Here is a 14,971-nt window from a genome sequence, read left to right on the forward strand (position 1 = left end):
GTCAAGCGTGCCTCGGCGGAACGCCCCGCGCGCTCAGCCGGCCGGTGTCGACGATGGCAGCGGCGCCGGCGCGGTTGTGGAGGTCGGCGCGGGGGCGGTGCCCGCTCCCTCCGTGGAATTCGGCGAGGGCGTGGCAGTCGGCGAGGGCGTCGGGGTCGCCGTCGACGAGCCGCGGCCCGTGCCGGTGCCCGAGGAACCCGATCCGGAGCCGCGCGAGGCAGACGCGGGTAACGGGAAGTTGCTGCCCCCGCGGGCGTCAGCGGTGTCTTTGTAGAACTCCTTCCACACGTAGAGCCGCGAGAGCCCGCTCCGCACCGTCACATCGTTGCCGCCTGTCACCGGCGTCTGCCGGATCGACACGTTGCCGGTCACATTGCCGACCCACGAGGCCGAGACGAGCTGGGTGGTTCCGCCGACCAGCCAGACATCCTTCTCGGCGTCTGTCGTGCCCGTCTTGCCGAAGTGCGGCGTTCCGTCGGCGGGGTTGGCGGTCGTGGCCGTTCCCGACTGGATCACACCCTGCATCGCGTAGAGCGCCGTCTGGGCGATCGTGGGGTCGATCGCCTGGGTGCACGTGCTCTGCGGCACCGAGACATCCGCACCGGTGGAGTCGGTGATGCTCGAGATCGCGACCGGCGTGCAAAACATGCCGTTGTTGGCGACGCCCGCGTACGCGGCCGCCATCGTCAGTGGGGAGACCTCATTGCCGCCGAGCACGGTGGCGTAGAGTCCGGTGTCCATCGCCGCGCCGTCGGCCCTGTGCATCCCGAACGCCGTGGCGATCGCGTTGATGTCGCAGAGGTCGAGCTTGGTGGCCATGTTCAGGAACGCGTTGTTCACCGAGTCCTCGAACTGCGACAGCACCGTGGCATTGCCGCCCGACTCACCCGCGTCGTTCCCCGCCGTGTAGGTGCCGCTCACGGTCCCGCCGCAGCTGTTCGTGATGTTCGAGGCCGTGAACTTCTGGTTGTTCGAGCCGTTCACGAAGTCGTTCAGCGACCGGCCGCTCTTCAGCCAGTCCATCAGCACGAACAGTTTGCTCGTCGACCCGTTCTGGAACCCGGCCGAACCACCGTAGGCGGCATCCGTGCTGTAGTTGATGGCCGTGTTCGTGGCCGGATCCGCCGACGGATCCTGACTGTACGTCTTGTTCTGGGCCATCGCCACGATCTTGCCCGTGCCGGGCTGCACCGTGACGAACGCCCCGCCGATGTCGACGCTCGACATGGAGGAGGGCACGTAGTCGGTCACCGCCTGGTTCGCCGCAGCCTGCAGGGACGGGTCGAGGGTCGTGACAATCGTGTAGCCGCCCCGATTGAGGGCGTTCGCCCGGTCATCCGCCGTCGCACCGAAGGTCGTGTCGTTCAGGATGATGTCCTTCACGTAGTCGCAGAAGAAACCCGCGCCGGCTGCGGCCGTCTGGCAGCCCGTCGACGACTCGGTGATGTTCGGGGTGACAGGCGTCGCGACCGCCTCGTCATACTGCGCCTGGGTGATTGCCTTCTCTTTGAGCATCGAGGCGAGCACGTCTTCGTTCCGCCGGGCGGTGTTGGCCGCGATGTTGTCGGGCACGTCGATGCGGAGCGCCTCTGGCGCGTTCACCATGGCCGCGAGACTCGCTGCCTGGGCCAGCGTGAGCGCGTTCGCATCGACCCCGAAGTAGTACCGTGACGCAGCTTGGATCCCATACACCCGCCCGCCGAACAGCGCGATGTTCATGTACCCGAGCAGGATGTCGTCTTTGCTGTACTCCTTCTCGAGGCCGATCGAGAGCTTCAGTTCCTTGAGCTTGCGGTCGGCGGTCGTGGCCGTCGCGTCTGCGTAGGCAGCGGCCTCGGCCGTCGGGTCGCTGATCGCCTCTGCCCGTTGCACAAGGATGTTCTTCACGTACTGCTGCGAGATCGTCGACGCACCCGACTCGACACCGCCCGACACGGTGTTCGAGATGAACGCGCGGACGGTGGACTGCACATCCATGCCGCCGTGCACGTAGAACCGTGGATCCTCGGTCGAGACGATCGCGTCCTTGAAGTTCTGCGAGATGTCGTTCCAGCCCACCTCCTGGCGGTTCTGGTCGTAGAACGAGGCCAGGAGGGTGCGATTGCCGGCAGCGTCCTGCGCGTAGATGCTCGACGTCTGCGAGAGGGTGTCGGGCTTGATGTAGTCGGGGAGATCGTCGAACGCCTCGAGCGAGGAGCCCACCGCGATACCGCCCAGGGCAACCGCCGGAGTGAACATCGCCGTCACCAGCACGCCGGCCAGCGCACTCGCGACCACCAACCCCACCACTGCTCGCACCCTGCCGACCACGTGACCTCCCTCTGCCCCGCCGCGTCGGCCGGGCCACGACAGCGTAGGTCGGCTACCTGTCGAATCATGATGAGGAGGCTGCAATTTCGCCGCGAACCTCAGGCACGCACGGACGTCTCGCCTTCGTGCGCTCTCAGATGAGCGCTCAGGGGGCACCGTTCGGCGGGTACTCGTTGAACCGCTCGAGGAGGCGTGCGAACGTCGCCAGCTCATCGCCACTCCACGTCTCGAAACGCACCGCATAGTCGAGGGTCACCAATCGGCGGACGGCTGCGAGCCGCTCCTCGGCGAGCGGTGTCGTGACGAGGTAGCTCGACCGGCCATCCGTCGGATCGGGCCTCGTCGCGAGCAGCCCGAGCGACCGGAGTGCGCTCAGCTGCCGACTGACGGCGCTCTTGTCGAGACCGGTCGCGGCGATGATGGAGCTCGCCTGCGACGGGCCGCACTGGGCGATGTGGCGAAGGATCGAGAACCCGGTGGGCTGCAGCTCCGGATGCACCTCCGCCGAGTACCGCCGGATCACGTGCCTCGCCGAACGGAAGAGCTGCGCGATGCCCGACTCGATGTCGAGCACGACACTCTGGTCTGAACGGCTGGCCGGAGCATCCTGTGGCGACATACGCCTGAGGGTAGCGACTGAAGCTTCGGCGTAGCCTTGGAGCACCTCGAAAGGATAACCATGACCCGTATCGGTTCCAGCGACCTCGACGTCTTTCCCCTCTCCCTCGGCGGCAATGTGTTCGGCTGGACGGCCGACCGGAACGCCTCCTTCGACATCCTCGACGCCTACACCGCGGCGGGCGGCGACTTCATCGACACGGCCGACTTCTACTCGGCGTTCGCGCCGGGCAACCACGGCGGTGAATCCGAGACGATCATCGGCGAGTGGATGACCGCCCGCGGCAACCGTTCCCAGGTCGTTGTGGCAACGAAGGTCAGCCGCCACCCCGACTTCATGGGCCTCGCCGGAGCGAACATCCTCGCCGCCGCCGATGCCTCGCTCGGCCGGCTGCAGACCGACGTCATCGACCTGTACTTCGCGCACTTCGACGACGAGGAGACCCCCCTCGAAGAGACCGCAGGGGCCTTCGATGAACTCGTGAAGGCCGGCAAGGTGCGCTACATCGCGCTCTCGAACTACTCGCCCGAGCGCATCGAGGAGTACTTCGCGGTTGCGCGCGCGAACGGTTTCGTGCTGCCCGTGGCGCTGCAGCCGCACTACAACCTGGTGCACCGCAACGACTTCGAAGAGACCCTGGCGCCGATCGCCGAGCGGGAGAACCTCGGCGTCGTACCGTATTTCTCTCTTGCCAGCGGCTTCCTCACCGGAAAGTACCGTTCGAAAGACGACCTCGGCGACTCACCGCGCGCGTCGGGCGCTGCGAAGTTCGTCACGCCGCAGGGCCTCGCCATCATCGACGCTCTCGACGAGATCGGCCGGGCCCACGGCGTGAGCATCACGACCACCGCTCTCGCCTGGTTGCTCGCCAAGCCCACCGTCGTCGCTCCCATCGCGAGCGCCTCGAAGCTCTCGCAGGTCGCCGACCTCGTCGCGGTCGCGAACGTCACCCTCGCCCCCGACGAGGTGGCCACGCTCGACGCCGTCAGCGCCTGGAACGGCTAATCATCCAGCAGGCCGTGCACCGTTGCCTCGTCGACGATCAGGTCGGTGATCAGGTGCGCGGCCAGCGCGCCGCGGAGGGCGGGCATCCGGGACTTGCCGGAGACGACGCACACGCGCCGTGACACCCGGGCCAGCTGGTCCAGCGGCGGCCCGCTCGACCGGAGGTTCATCGGCACGTCGGCGCTCGATCCGTCGGCGCGGTAGAACACCGTTGCCACATCGCCGACGACATGTGACGCGTTCAGACTCTGGAAGTCCTGCTCGTCGAGGTAACCGCTCGTGTACACGTGACCCGGAACGTCTGACAGCGGGGTGCCGAGGCCGAAGAGCGCGACATCCATCCGCTTCTGGATGTCAAGCACCCGCCGGATGCTGCGCTCCCGCCAGAGCACCTGCTTCGTCGCCGGGTCGTCGAAGAACGCCGGCACCGGGAACTGCTGAACGTAGGCGCCGTAGGCCGCCCCGAACCTCGACATGATCTCACTCGTATACACGATGCCTGTCGTCCGCGTGTTCGCGGCACCGTTCAGCTGCACGATCTGCGAATTGTGGGTGACCTTCGGCTGCAGGTGGCGGCTGACCGCACTCATCGTGCTGCCCCAGGCGATGCCCATCGTCATGTTGGAGTCGAAGTACTGGTTCAGGATGCGCGCCGCTGACATCCCCACCCGCTCGAGCCGGTCGACTTCGTTGGCCGAATCGGGCACCGGAACGACGTGCACCGTGACGTGGTGCTTGTCCTGGATGCGCTGCAGCGCCGTCGAGATGCGTTCGGCCGGCGTCTTCACCTGGATCTCCACCAGCCCCGCCTCGCGGGCGTAACTGATCAGGCGCGACACCGACGAACGGGAGGTGTGGAGCTCCGCTGCGATGGCCTCCATCGTCAGATCCTGCATGTAATAGAGATGAGCGGCGCGAAGAGCGTCACGCACCCGTTCGCTGGGTGCCGGATGCTCGGCCACTGGTGCTCTCATCGTGAGCCCTCCCTTGGTTTGCACAGATGTGCAACTACCTTGACCATTCGTGTCACAGTTCTCATTATGTATTGAGTCACACGGATTGCGCGGGTGCAACCTGGGACTTACACGAAGGCGAGTGAACAGTGACTGACAACACCTCTGAAACCGCAGCGACCACCGGGCTCCGCAGCGACGTTCAGGCAATCCTCGACCGCCCCTCGGCTCAGGTCCTGGTCATCGGCGGCGGCATCAACGGCGTCGGCACGTTCCGCGATCTGGCGCTGCAGGGCATCGACGTCGTGCTCATCGAGCGCGGCGACTACATCTCCGGTGCATCGGCAGCGTCCAGCCACATGATCCACGGTGGCGTGCGTTACCTCGAGAACGGCGAGTTCCGGCTCGTGCGCGAATCGGTGCAGGAACGCAACAGGCTACTGCGCCTCGCGCCCCACTACGTGAAGCCGCTTCCCACGACCATCCCGATCTTCTCCACCTTCTCGGGCATCCTCTCCGCTCCCCTCCGGCTGCTGACCCACAAGCCGGGCGGCAAGACGAAGGAGCGCGGCGCGCTGCTCATCAAGCTGGGCCTGACCGGCTACGACTCCTTCTCGCGCGACGGCGGCACCGTGCCCCGCCACGAGTTCAAGGGTCACAAGAAGACCATGCAGAAGTTCCCGAAGCTGCGGGACACGGTCAAGTACAGTGCGCGCTATTACGACGCGGCGGTCGAGAACCCCGAGCGTCTCGCCCTGGACATCGTCGGCGACGGCATCGTGGCCGGCAAGGGCAAGGCTCGCCAGGCCAACTACGTCGAGGCGATCGGATCCTCAGCCGAAGGCGTGGTGCTCCGCGACACCGTCAGCGGTACCGAGTTCACCGTCAAGGCGGATGTCGTGGTCAACACCTCCGGCCCCTGGACCGACCTCACCAACGCCTCCCTCGGCAAGACCACCAGCTTCATGGGCGGCACCAAGGGCTCACACATCGTTCTGGACAACCCCGAACTCTACGATGCCTGCGCCGGGGGCGAGATGTTCTTCGAGAACAACGACGGCCGCATCGTGCTGATCTACCCGCTGAACGGCCGCGTGCTCGTCGGTACCACCGACATCGATGCCGACCCGTCGAAGCCCGCGGTCTGCACCGAAGAGGAGGTCGACTACTTCTTCGAGTTGGTCTCGCACGTTTTCCCAACCATCGAGATCGATCGTTCGCAGATCGTCTTCCGGTACTCGGGCATCCGCCCCCTGCCGAAGCACGACGACACCGCCCCCGGCTTCGTCTCCCGCGACTATCGCATCGAGCAGACCGTGTTCGCCGGCGACAAGAAGACGCCAATGCTGAGCCTGGTCGGCGGCAAGTGGACCACCTGGCGAGCCCTCGCCGAGCACCTCACCAACGAGACGCTCGCGCTGCTGAAGAAGACCCGGACGGTCAGCACCGAGAACCTGCAGATCGGCGGTGGAGTCGACTTCCCGACCACAGATTCGGGTGTCCGCTCCTGGGTCACGGCGCACGCCGACGGCCTGACGCCGGCCCGCACCACCCAGTTGCTGAAGCGCTACGGCACCAAGGCGACGGAACTGATCGCGGCCATCAAGGCGTCGAGCGACGACAAGCCGCTCATCTCGCTGCCCGAGTACAGCTCGGCTGAACTCGACTACCTCATCGGCTCCGAGTACGTCGTGCACCTGACCGACGTGGTTCTCCGACGCACCATCGTCGCGTTCGTCGGCGGGTTGACCCAGCCCGTGTTCGACGAGCTCAGCGAGATCGTCGGCGCGAAGCTCGGCTGGTCGGCGGAGCAGCTGGCCGACGAGCGGAAGCTCGCCGCGGAGAACCTCTCGTTCTTCCACGGCCTGACGCTCGACGCTGCGGTTCCCGCCAGCGTCGCCGAAACGGTCACGGCCGCGAAGTAGTGCCGCTAGCCGCCTCCCGGCGGCCAGCGGCACAGCACGGAATTATGCACGGATGTGCATACGAAACGTCTTGTTCACGAGATGCGGTCGGCGCTAAGTTTCAATCGGCTCCGATACGCGCCTCGCGCTCGAGGCACACACAACGTGGCGAAGTCGCCCAAAAGAAAGGTCAACGTGGATCATCTCGGTACAGATTTCCTCTCGGAGCTGGTGGGTACTGCCCTCCTCGTGCTCCTCGGCACTGGCGTCGTCGCCAACGTCGCCCTCACGAAGTCGAAGGGCTTCAACGGGGGCACCCTGATGGTCAACTTCGGCTGGGGCCTCGCGGTCTTCGCCGGTGTCATCGTCTCCTACGCGTCCGGAGCCCACCTGAACCCGGCTGTGACCCTGGGCCTGTGGGCGAACGGCGCCACCCACTTCGGTGGCGCGACCACTCAGGTCGACGTGAACGCGCTGTCGATCCTCGCCTACATCGCCGCCCAGCTCATAGGTGCGATCATCGGTGCGGTCTTCACGTGGCTCGCCTACAAGCAGCACTTCGACGAAGAGCCTGAGCCCGCCAACAAGCTGGGCGTGTTCTCGACCGGTCCGTCGATCCGTTCCTACGGCTGGAACCTCGTTACCGAGATCATCGGCACCTTCGTGCTCGTCTTCGTCGTCATCGGCTTCTCCCGCAACAGCGGTGGCGGCGGACTCGACGCTCTCGGAGCCCTGCCTGTCGCCCTGCTCGTGATCGGCATCGGCGCCTCCCTCGGTGGCCCGACCGGCTACGCCATCAACCCGGCCCGTGACCTCGGCCCCCGCATCGCGCACTTCATCCTGCCGATCAAGGGCAAGGGCAGTTCCGACTGGTCGTACTCGTGGGTTCCCGTTGTGGGCCCGATCATCGGTGGCATCCTGGCCGGCCTGCTGGCCATCCCGCTGCTGCCGATCCTGACCTGACGCTTTCCAGACCTACGAAACTACAAAGGAGTAACGAATGAGCGAGCAGTACGTCATCGCCATCGACCAGGGAACCACCTCGTCGCGCGCCATCATCTTCAACCATGAAGGCGGAATCGTCTCGACGGGCCAGAAGGAGCATGAGCAGATCTTCCCGAAGGCGGGCTGGGTCGAGCACAACCCGAAGGAGATCTGGGACAACGTCCGCGAGGTCATCGGCCAGGCCCTCTCGAAGGCCAACCTGACCCGTCACGACATCGTGTCGATCGGTATCACCAACCAGCGCGAGACCGCTGTGGTGTGGGACAAGAACACCGGCGAGCCCGTGTACAATGCCATCGTCTGGCAGGACACCCGCACGCAGTCGATCGTCGACCGCCTCGCCGGCTCCGACGGCGTCGAGAAGTACAAGGACATCGTCGGCCTCCCGCTCTCGACGTACTTCGCGGGCACGAAGATCGTCTGGATCCTCGAGAATGTCGACGGAGCCCGTGAGCGTGCCGAAGCCGGCGACCTCATCTTCGGCACGACCGACACCTGGGTGCTCTGGAACCTCACGGGCGGCGTCAACGGCGGCGTGCACGTCACCGACGTCACCAACGCCTCCCGCACGATGTTCCTCGATCTCAAGACGCTCGAATGGCGCGACGACATCCTCGCCGACTTCGGTGTGCCGAAGTCCATGCTGCCGACGGTCAAGAGCTCCTCCGAGGTCTACGGCACGGCCAGTGACAACTCGCTGCTCCGCGAGGTGCCCATCGCGGGCATCCTCGGCGACCAGCAAGCTGCCACGTTCGGCCAGGCCGCCTACGACAAGGGTGAGGCGAAGAACACCTACGGCACCGGCAACTTCATCATCTTCAACACCGACACCGAGATCGTGAAGAGCGAGAACGGCCTGCTGACGACGATCGGTTACAAGCTGGGCGACGGCGAGACGCACTACGCCCTTGAGGGCTCGATCGCTGTCACCGGTTCGCTCGTGCAGTGGCTGCGCGACAACCTCGGGATCATCAGCTCGGCCCCTGAAGTCGAGACGCTGGCGAAGACGGTCGACGACAACGGTGGCGCATACTTCGTGCCCGCGTTCTCGGGCCTGTTCGCGCCGTACTGGCGGTCGGATGCCCGTGGTGCCCTCGTGGGTCTCACACGGTACGTCAACAAGGGCCACATCGCCCGGGCCGCGCTCGAAGCGATCGCGTTCCAGACCAAAGAGGTCATCGACGCGGTCAACGCCGACTCCGGCGTTCCGCTGACCGAGCTCAAGGTCGACGGCGGTGCCACGACGAACGACACCCTGCTGCAGTTCCAGGCCGACATCCTCGGCGTGCCCGTCGTGCGCCCGGTCGTCGCCGAGACGACCGCTCTCGGTGCCGCCTACGCGGCCGGCCTCGCGACCGGCTTCTGGGCCAACCTCGACGACCTCCGTGCCAACTGGCTCGAAGACAAGCGCTGGGAGCCCAACATGGACGAGGACGAGCGCGCTCGCCTCTACCGCAACTGGAAGAAGGCCGTCACGAAGTCGATGGACTGGGTAGACGAAGACGTCCGCGAGTAGATTCGCGAACAGCAGTGGGGCGGGTCATCTCTGATGGCCCGCCCCACTTTTTGTTTCACGGCGCAAACCTCAGACGCCGGATCGTCGACGCCTTCGCAGGAGCACCAATCCGGTCACGCCAGCGCAGAACAACCCCAGCGAGGTGATCGTCTCGGCGACTCGGGAAGCATGCCCGGCGCCCGTCTCGGCCAACTTCGAGGTTCCGGCACCCGGGGTTCCGCCACCGGTAGACGCAGTCGTGCCGCCCGTGGGCACTGTTGCTCCGCCTCCTGCGCCGACAGGAGGACCGGTCGGCGTGACAGGCAGCGCAGTGATGACGATCGTCAGCCGTGTTTCCGCGGACGACCCCGCCGCATTGGTGGCAATGACCGAGAAATCGGTCGATCCCACGTCGGTCGGGGTGCCCGTGATCAGCCCGGACGCCGTGTCGATCCGCAGACCTGCAGGCAGAGCGCCCCGAGAGACGGCGAATGTCGGGGTCGGAACCCCCGTTGCGACGAGCTGGAAGACGTAGGGCTTCGTGACCACCCCGGCCGCTGCGTCCACGGAGGTTATGGCGGGCACGCTCGATGGATTTGCGATGGGGATCTGGATGCTCGCAGTAGCGGCTCCGAAACCGTTGACGCTGGTGACCCGCACCCGGACATCGAAGAGAGATTCGGTCGTGAGGGTGGGGGTTCCGAAGATCCGGCCATCCGTGGCGATGGACAGCCCCGGTGGAAGGGGATCGAGCGCCTCGAACTTCAGCACCCCATCGCCGGAGGCGGTCACCTTCTGGGAGTAGAACGTTCCGACCGTCACCGCGGGAAGCGTCGCAGGAGAGATACTCGGCCCCACTGCCGACCTGACCGGGACAGTGATCTTGGCGCTGGCGAGTCCTCCCGCACTCGCCACCGTCACCGTGAAGGTGAACGACGAAGCACCGGTCGCCGTGGGAGTGCCGGCAAGCACGCCCGTGGCGAAGAGGGTGAGACCCGGGGGGAGAGGATCAGCTGTGGTGAACTGGAGCACGCCGTCGCCGGAGGCCGAAATCGACTGGACGTATTCCACCCCGACCACGGCGGTGGGTAGCGTCGCGGCAGAAATGACCGGCACCACTTCGTGGACCCGTGCATCATGGAGGCCGGTCGGTGGCGAGGAGAGGGCCATCGCGTCAGCAGGGCCAGCAAGCAACGCGGACGCGACGACCGCCGACACGACCACGGTTGAGAGAGCCAGACCGTGTCTGGCGCTCTCGCTCGCTCGGAAAAGCTGGCGGGTTTGTTCGAAATAGGGAATCATTATCCGTTTCTATCATAAACGAGGTAATGTCACTAATATTTGTTCAGGCCGATCGCTGGCGCTTTCAGCCTTGCAGGCGCGATTCCTAGGAGCCCGGATGCCGCCGACAGATCCCGACCAGTCAGCGGAGCCCGGGCAGGCAGCGGGCGAGACGGAACACTGGTTGCGCTCCCGCGGCCTGCCGTCGTTCGTCTCACCGCGGCGGCTCACGTCGCTGCTTGTCGCCCGCACCGCCCCCTTCATCACGCTGCTGAGCTGCGTCGACCTCGCGGGTTGGCTGCTCGACCACACGAAGGTCAGCCTCGACAGCGGCGCGCCCGCCGCCGGCGTCGCCGTGCTCGCGGTCACTGGCCTCGGCCTCATCGTGCTGCTGCTCACTCCTGTCGCCGCGTTCCTCTGTTCCGGCGCCTGGCTCCGTTCCTTCCCGCGCGGAATGACCGTGGCAGGCTGGATGATCCTCGCCTACTACGTCGCGGTCGCCCCGTGGCTCGCCGGGCATCCACCAGCCGCCGGCAGCAGCCCTCTGGAGGGCACGGGAGCCCTGCTCGGCACCGCACGCTCCGCGATCACGGCAGGGCTCTCCCTCGCGGCCACCGGCCTCGGGCTCGGGTCTCTCGCGAGCTGGTCGCTGCGGTCGGCGGTCCGGCAGCTCAGCGCCCTCGGCGAGCTGACGACGCGCGCCCTGCCCCTGCTGATGCTCGTCGTGGTGGTGTCGTTCTTCTCCCGCACGCTCTGGGAGGTGACCAACGCGATGTCGACGGAGCGCCTGGCGGGCGTCGTCGCCTTCTTCGTCGTGCTCGGGCTCATCTTCATCGTTCCCGTCACCCGCCGGGAGACGGTCGGGCTCGAGAACACCGGCCCGCCGCTCAGCCGCCTCGAATATCTCAACGTGACCACTGTGCTCGTGCTCGCGCAGGGCTTTCAGGTGGCCGTCTTCTCGGGCCCGGTGTGCCTCTTCCTCACCGCGCTCGGCCAGATCGCCTTCAGCGGCGCGGTGCTCGACGTCTGGCTCGGGCCGGGGCGGGAGCAGCTCGAGGTGGCCGGGATCCGCCTTCCCGTCGATGCCGCACTCGTCAAGACGGCGGTGTTCCTGAGCTGCGTGTCGTCGCTCAACTTCCTCATCTCAGCGACCACCACGGCCTCCTACCGTTCGGCGTTCTATGACCCGCTCTTCGAGGATGCCCGGCAGGCGTTGGAGGTGCGCGCAGGCCAGCTCGCACCGGCGGGCCGGAAAACCGGGACAGAAATCGTTGTGGAGTGGGAATAAATACGGCTCCCGCGCAGTTTGAGACGCCGAATCTGAGGTGTAGTGTCGTCACTCGTGACCAACGAACCCAAGTCGGCGAAGCGCTGGATAATCGGGGATCCGCTACCCAGCCACAAGCTCGAGGGCCAACTCCTGCCGAAGCGTCTGGCACTGCCGATCTTCGCGAGCGACCCGCTGTCGAGCGTGGCCTACGCCCCGCAGGAACTGCTGATGATCCTGCTGATCGGCGGGCTCGCGTTCTTCTCCTTCGCCCCCTGGGTCGCTGCGGCCGTGGTGCTGCTGCTGGTCGTCGTGGTCGCGTCCTACCGCCAGCTCGTGAAGGCCTACCCCTCGGGCGGCGGCGACTACGAGGTCGCACACAAGAACCTCGGCGAGAAGGCCGGCCTCGTTGTCGCCTCCGCCCTGCTCGTCGACTACGTGCTGACGGTGGCCGTCTCGGTCGCCAGCGGCGTCGACAACATCATCTCGGCCATCCCCGAGCTCAACGGCTTCCGGGTCGAACTGGCCATCTTCTTCGTCATCCTGCTCGCCGCGGTGAACCTCCGCGGGGTTCGCGAGTCGAGCAAGGCGTTCGCCATCCCCACCTATGTCTTCGTGGGCAGCGTGCTCGTCATGATCGTCGTCGGGCTCACCCGCACGGCGTTCGGTGGAGCGCCGGTCGCCGAGTCGGCAGACTACGCGGTGAAGGCCGAAGGCCTGGGGCAGGTGGCGGTCATCCTGCTGCTGCTGCGGGCGTTCTCGAGTGGATGCTCGGCCCTCACCGGCGTCGAGGCGATCGCGAATGGCGTGCCCGCCTTCCGTCGCCCCAAGATCCAGAACGCCCAACGCACGCTGGTGCTGATGGGCAGCATCGCGATCGTGCTGTTCGCCGGCCTGATCACGCTCGCATTGATATCGGGGGTGCACTACGCCGAGAACAGTTGTGACCTGATCGGGTTCGCGAACTGCGAGTCGACGCCGCAACGAAGTCTCATGGCGCAGGTCGCCGCCTCCGTGTTCGGCAACAACTCTGTTCCATTCTTTATCATCCAGGCCGCGACGGCAGCGGTGCTGCTGCTGGCCGCGAACACCGCGTTCAACGGGTTCCCTCTGCTCGGATCCGTGCTCGCGAAGGACTCCTACGCACCGAAGGCCATGCTCACGCGCGGCGACCGGCTCGTGTTCTCGAACGGCATGATCCTGCTGGCGCTGGCCGCGACTGCGATCCTGCTCGTCTACCAGGCCTCCCTGACCCAGCTCATCCAGCTCTACATCATCGGCGTGTTCGTCTCGTTCACCCTCGGGCAGACCGGGATGATCGTGCACTGGATCAAGCTCCTCCGGAGTGGAGCGCCCGACCGGGGCGCGACCATCCGGAGCCTCACCATCAACTCGTTCGGCGCGCTGCTCACGGGCGTGGTGTTGATCGTCGTCACGATCACCAAGTTCACCCACGGTGCGTGGCTGGTGTTCGTGATCATGCCGATCCTGTACATGTTCATGCTCGGCATCAACCGGTACTACCGCGACGTGAACAAGGAGATCGAGGTCGACCCGGTCACCACGTTCGGCGCGAAGGGCGACCATGCGATCGTGCTGGTCGGCCGCATGCAGAAGCCGGTGTTGAAGGCGCTCGACTACGCGATCGCGGCCCGCCACGCCTCGCTCGAGGCGGTGCACATCTCGATCGACGAGGAGCAGACCGCCCAGCTCGAACGGGACTGGTCCGGCCAGAACATCGCCGTGCCGCTGCACATCATCGAGTCTCCGTACCGCGACGTCGCCGAACCGCTCTGCGCCTACATCAAGAAGCACCGCCTGACTCATGGCGCCGAGGTCGTGACCGTGTACACGCCGATCTACATCGTCGGCCACTGGTGGGAGAGCCTGCTGCACAACCACAAGGCCCGACGCCTCAACAAGCGCCTCATGCTCGTGCACGGCGTGACGATCTCGCTGGTGCCGTGGCTCCTCGACTCGAGCGAACTCATCTACGGCCGCCGCTCACGCCCTGTGCCCGGCCAGGAGCGGCGCGGAGACCCGATGCGACCCATCGTGCGCGCCCACACACCGACCGTGCACGACGGTGCCCCGTCGCATCCGGCTGCGACCCACTCGGGTTTCCACGGCACGGGATCCCCTTCGGCATCCGGCTTCATCGCCGACGCCGGTTCGGCGGAACAGCCCGTGACGGTGCCCGCCGGACGGTCGGGTCGTGACGCGCAGCGCGAGGCGGCCCAGGACGCCGTAGACGAGTAGTGGCACACAGAAGAACCCCCGGCGCTACATGCTAAACTCACGTGTAGTTTTTCTTGTATTCAACTCATCCGGGTGGCGTTCATCCCCCGGCCCGAAAGGTGAGGGGGTCACGCATGGGGCGCGGCCGTCAAAAAGCTAAGCACACCAAGGTTGCGCGCGAGCTGAAGTATTTCAGCCCCGACACCAATTACAGTGCACTCGAGCGCGAGTTGGGCACACACTCCGAACCCGATTTCGCTGCGCTCGCGGCGAAGTACGACGTGGCGGACGGCGATGACGAGGGCGACAACGACAACGACCTCGAGAGCGACGACGACGACCTCGCGATCTCCTGGAACCCGGGAGACGAGCAGAGGCGCGCCTGACTCAGGTCAGCGTCCGATTCAGGTCAGCGCCTGATTCGGGTCAGCGCTTGACTCAGGTCATTGGCGACGCCGTGGACCATCCGGCCCTGATACCGCGCCCATCCTGAATTATGTGCCGGCGGGCCCGTCAGTTGTCGAGCGACTCGTCGGCCGACGAGCCAACCCGTTCCATCTGGATCGTCTTGGCGCGGCGGCGTGACACCCGGTCGATGATGAGCGCCACGGCCGAGCCCAGCACGATCCCGGCGACGACGCACAGGAGCCCGAGGAATCCGAAGATCTGAGCCGGGTTGAACCCGGCCGGCTGGGGGAACGCGAAGGTCAGGACCAGTGCCGCGATCACACCGGCGATGACACCCGCGATCATGAACCGGAAGTACCGGGGCGAACGGTGGATGGTCACGGTGTCGGATCCGAAATCCTGCTCGCCGATCACCTGCTCCGCACGGTCGGGCGCCTCGGAAGGCGTCGATTCGGCTTCGGGATGATCGGTGTCACTCACCCCTCT

General features: G+C 66.1%; 12 protein-coding genes. 7 read left to right on the top strand and 5 right to left on the bottom strand.

The window, feature by feature from the left end:
• Positions 1-33: 33 nt before the first annotated feature.
• Both B7R22_RS15730 and B7R22_RS15735 read right to left on the bottom strand, forming a co-directional pair.
• Positions 34-2,310: a transglycosylase domain-containing protein gene (locus tag B7R22_RS15730; RefSeq protein ID WP_172582473.1), complete on the bottom strand. Its 2,277-nt coding sequence runs from the start codon at positions 2,308-2,310 to the stop codon at positions 34-36.
• 145 nt (positions 2,311-2,455) lie between these two features.
• Entirely contained in the window at positions 2,456-2,929 is a 474-nt protein-coding gene (locus B7R22_RS15735) for a MarR family winged helix-turn-helix transcriptional regulator (protein WP_116412636.1), read from the bottom strand.
• Between the two features lie 60 nt (positions 2,930-2,989).
• Between B7R22_RS15735 and B7R22_RS15740 the strand changes: the two genes are divergently transcribed.
• Positions 2,990-3,934: an aldo/keto reductase gene (locus B7R22_RS15740; RefSeq protein WP_116412637.1), complete on the top strand. Its 945-nt coding sequence runs from the start codon at positions 2,990-2,992 to the stop codon at positions 3,932-3,934.
• Here the strand turns inward: B7R22_RS15740 and B7R22_RS15745 are convergent.
• Positions 3,931-4,908, bottom strand: coding sequence for a sugar-binding transcriptional regulator (locus B7R22_RS15745; protein WP_116412638.1), 978 nt, complete (start codon positions 4,906-4,908; stop codon positions 3,931-3,933). The genes B7R22_RS15740 and B7R22_RS15745 overlap by 4 nt on opposite strands.
• Positions 4,909-5,036: 128 nt before the next feature.
• On the opposite strand from B7R22_RS15745, the gene B7R22_RS15750 reads away from it, so the two are divergent.
• The 3 genes from B7R22_RS15750 to glpK all read left to right on the top strand — a co-directional run bounded on the left by B7R22_RS15750 (position 5,037) and on the right by glpK (position 9,312).
• A complete protein-coding gene (locus tag B7R22_RS15750) occupies positions 5,037-6,812 on the top strand; it encodes a glycerol-3-phosphate dehydrogenase/oxidase (RefSeq protein ID WP_116412639.1) in 1,776 nt (591 codons plus the stop codon).
• A gap of 174 nt (positions 6,813-6,986) precedes the next feature.
• Positions 6,987-7,754 (top strand): MIP/aquaporin family protein, encoded by a 768-nt coding sequence (locus B7R22_RS15755; RefSeq protein WP_253259120.1) that lies wholly within the window; start codon positions 6,987-6,989, stop codon positions 7,752-7,754.
• A 37-nt stretch (positions 7,755-7,791) separates the two neighbouring features.
• Positions 7,792-9,312 carry a glycerol kinase GlpK gene (gene glpK / locus B7R22_RS15760; protein WP_116412641.1) on the top strand — a complete coding sequence of 507 codons (1,521 nt, stop codon included), beginning with the start codon at positions 7,792-7,794 and terminating at the stop codon, positions 9,310-9,312.
• A gap of 69 nt (positions 9,313-9,381) precedes the next feature.
• Here the strand turns inward: glpK and B7R22_RS15765 are convergent, their stop codons facing one another.
• Positions 9,382-10,593, bottom strand: a complete 1,212-nt coding sequence (locus tag B7R22_RS15765) for an Ig domain-containing protein (protein ID WP_116412642.1) — start codon at positions 10,591-10,593, stop codon at positions 9,382-9,384.
• 97 nt (positions 10,594-10,690) lie between these two features.
• Here B7R22_RS15765 and B7R22_RS15770 point away from each other — a divergent pair, with 97 nt between their 5' ends.
• The 3 genes from B7R22_RS15770 (at position 10,691) to B7R22_RS15780 (ending at position 14,463) form a co-directional block, all read left to right on the top strand.
• The gene (locus B7R22_RS15770) at positions 10,691-11,860 is read left to right on the top strand and encodes a hypothetical protein (RefSeq protein WP_116412643.1); all 1,170 of its coding nucleotides are present in this window, start codon (positions 10,691-10,693) and stop codon (positions 11,858-11,860) included.
• A gap of 54 nt (positions 11,861-11,914) precedes the next feature.
• Positions 11,915-14,098, top strand: a complete 2,184-nt coding sequence (locus tag B7R22_RS15775) for an APC family permease (protein ID WP_172582474.1) — start codon at positions 11,915-11,917, stop codon at positions 14,096-14,098.
• A gap of 113 nt (positions 14,099-14,211) precedes the next feature.
• Entirely contained in the window at positions 14,212-14,463 is a 252-nt protein-coding gene (locus B7R22_RS15780) for a DUF3073 domain-containing protein (protein ID WP_116412644.1), read from the top strand.
• 127 nt (positions 14,464-14,590) lie between these two features.
• Here the strand turns inward: B7R22_RS15780 and B7R22_RS15785 are convergent, their stop codons facing one another.
• Positions 14,591-14,965 carry a hypothetical protein gene (locus tag B7R22_RS15785; RefSeq protein WP_116412645.1) on the bottom strand — a complete coding sequence of 125 codons (375 nt, stop codon included), beginning with the start codon at positions 14,963-14,965 and terminating at the stop codon, positions 14,591-14,593.
• Positions 14,966-14,971: the final 6 nt, after the last annotated feature.

Source organism: Subtercola boreus, assembly GCF_003399635.1.
Classification (GTDB): Bacteria; Actinomycetota; Actinomycetes; order Actinomycetales; family Microbacteriaceae; genus Subtercola; species Subtercola boreus_B.

Excerpts from the sequence above, each read along its gene's own strand:
- B7R22_RS15735 (WP_116412636.1), bottom strand. The coding sequence starts at position 2,929 with ATGTCGCCACAGGATGCTCCGGCCAGCCGTTCAGACCAGAGTGTCGTG.
- B7R22_RS15740 (WP_116412637.1), top strand. The coding sequence starts at position 2,990 with ATGACCCGTATCGGTTCCAGCGACCTCGACGTCTTTCCCCTCTCCCTC.
- B7R22_RS15745 (WP_116412638.1), bottom strand. The coding sequence starts at position 4,908 with ATGAGAGCACCAGTGGCCGAGCATCCGGCACCCAGCGAACGGGTGCGT.
- glpK (WP_116412641.1), top strand. The coding sequence starts at position 7,792 with ATGAGCGAGCAGTACGTCATCGCCATCGACCAGGGAACCACCTCGTCG.
- B7R22_RS15765 (WP_116412642.1), bottom strand. The coding sequence starts at position 10,593 with ATGATTCCCTATTTCGAACAAACCCGCCAGCTTTTCCGAGCGAGCGAG.
- B7R22_RS15770 (WP_116412643.1), top strand. The coding sequence starts at position 10,691 with ATGCCGCCGACAGATCCCGACCAGTCAGCGGAGCCCGGGCAGGCAGCG.
- B7R22_RS15780 (WP_116412644.1), top strand. The coding sequence starts at position 14,212 with ATGGGGCGCGGCCGTCAAAAAGCTAAGCACACCAAGGTTGCGCGCGAG.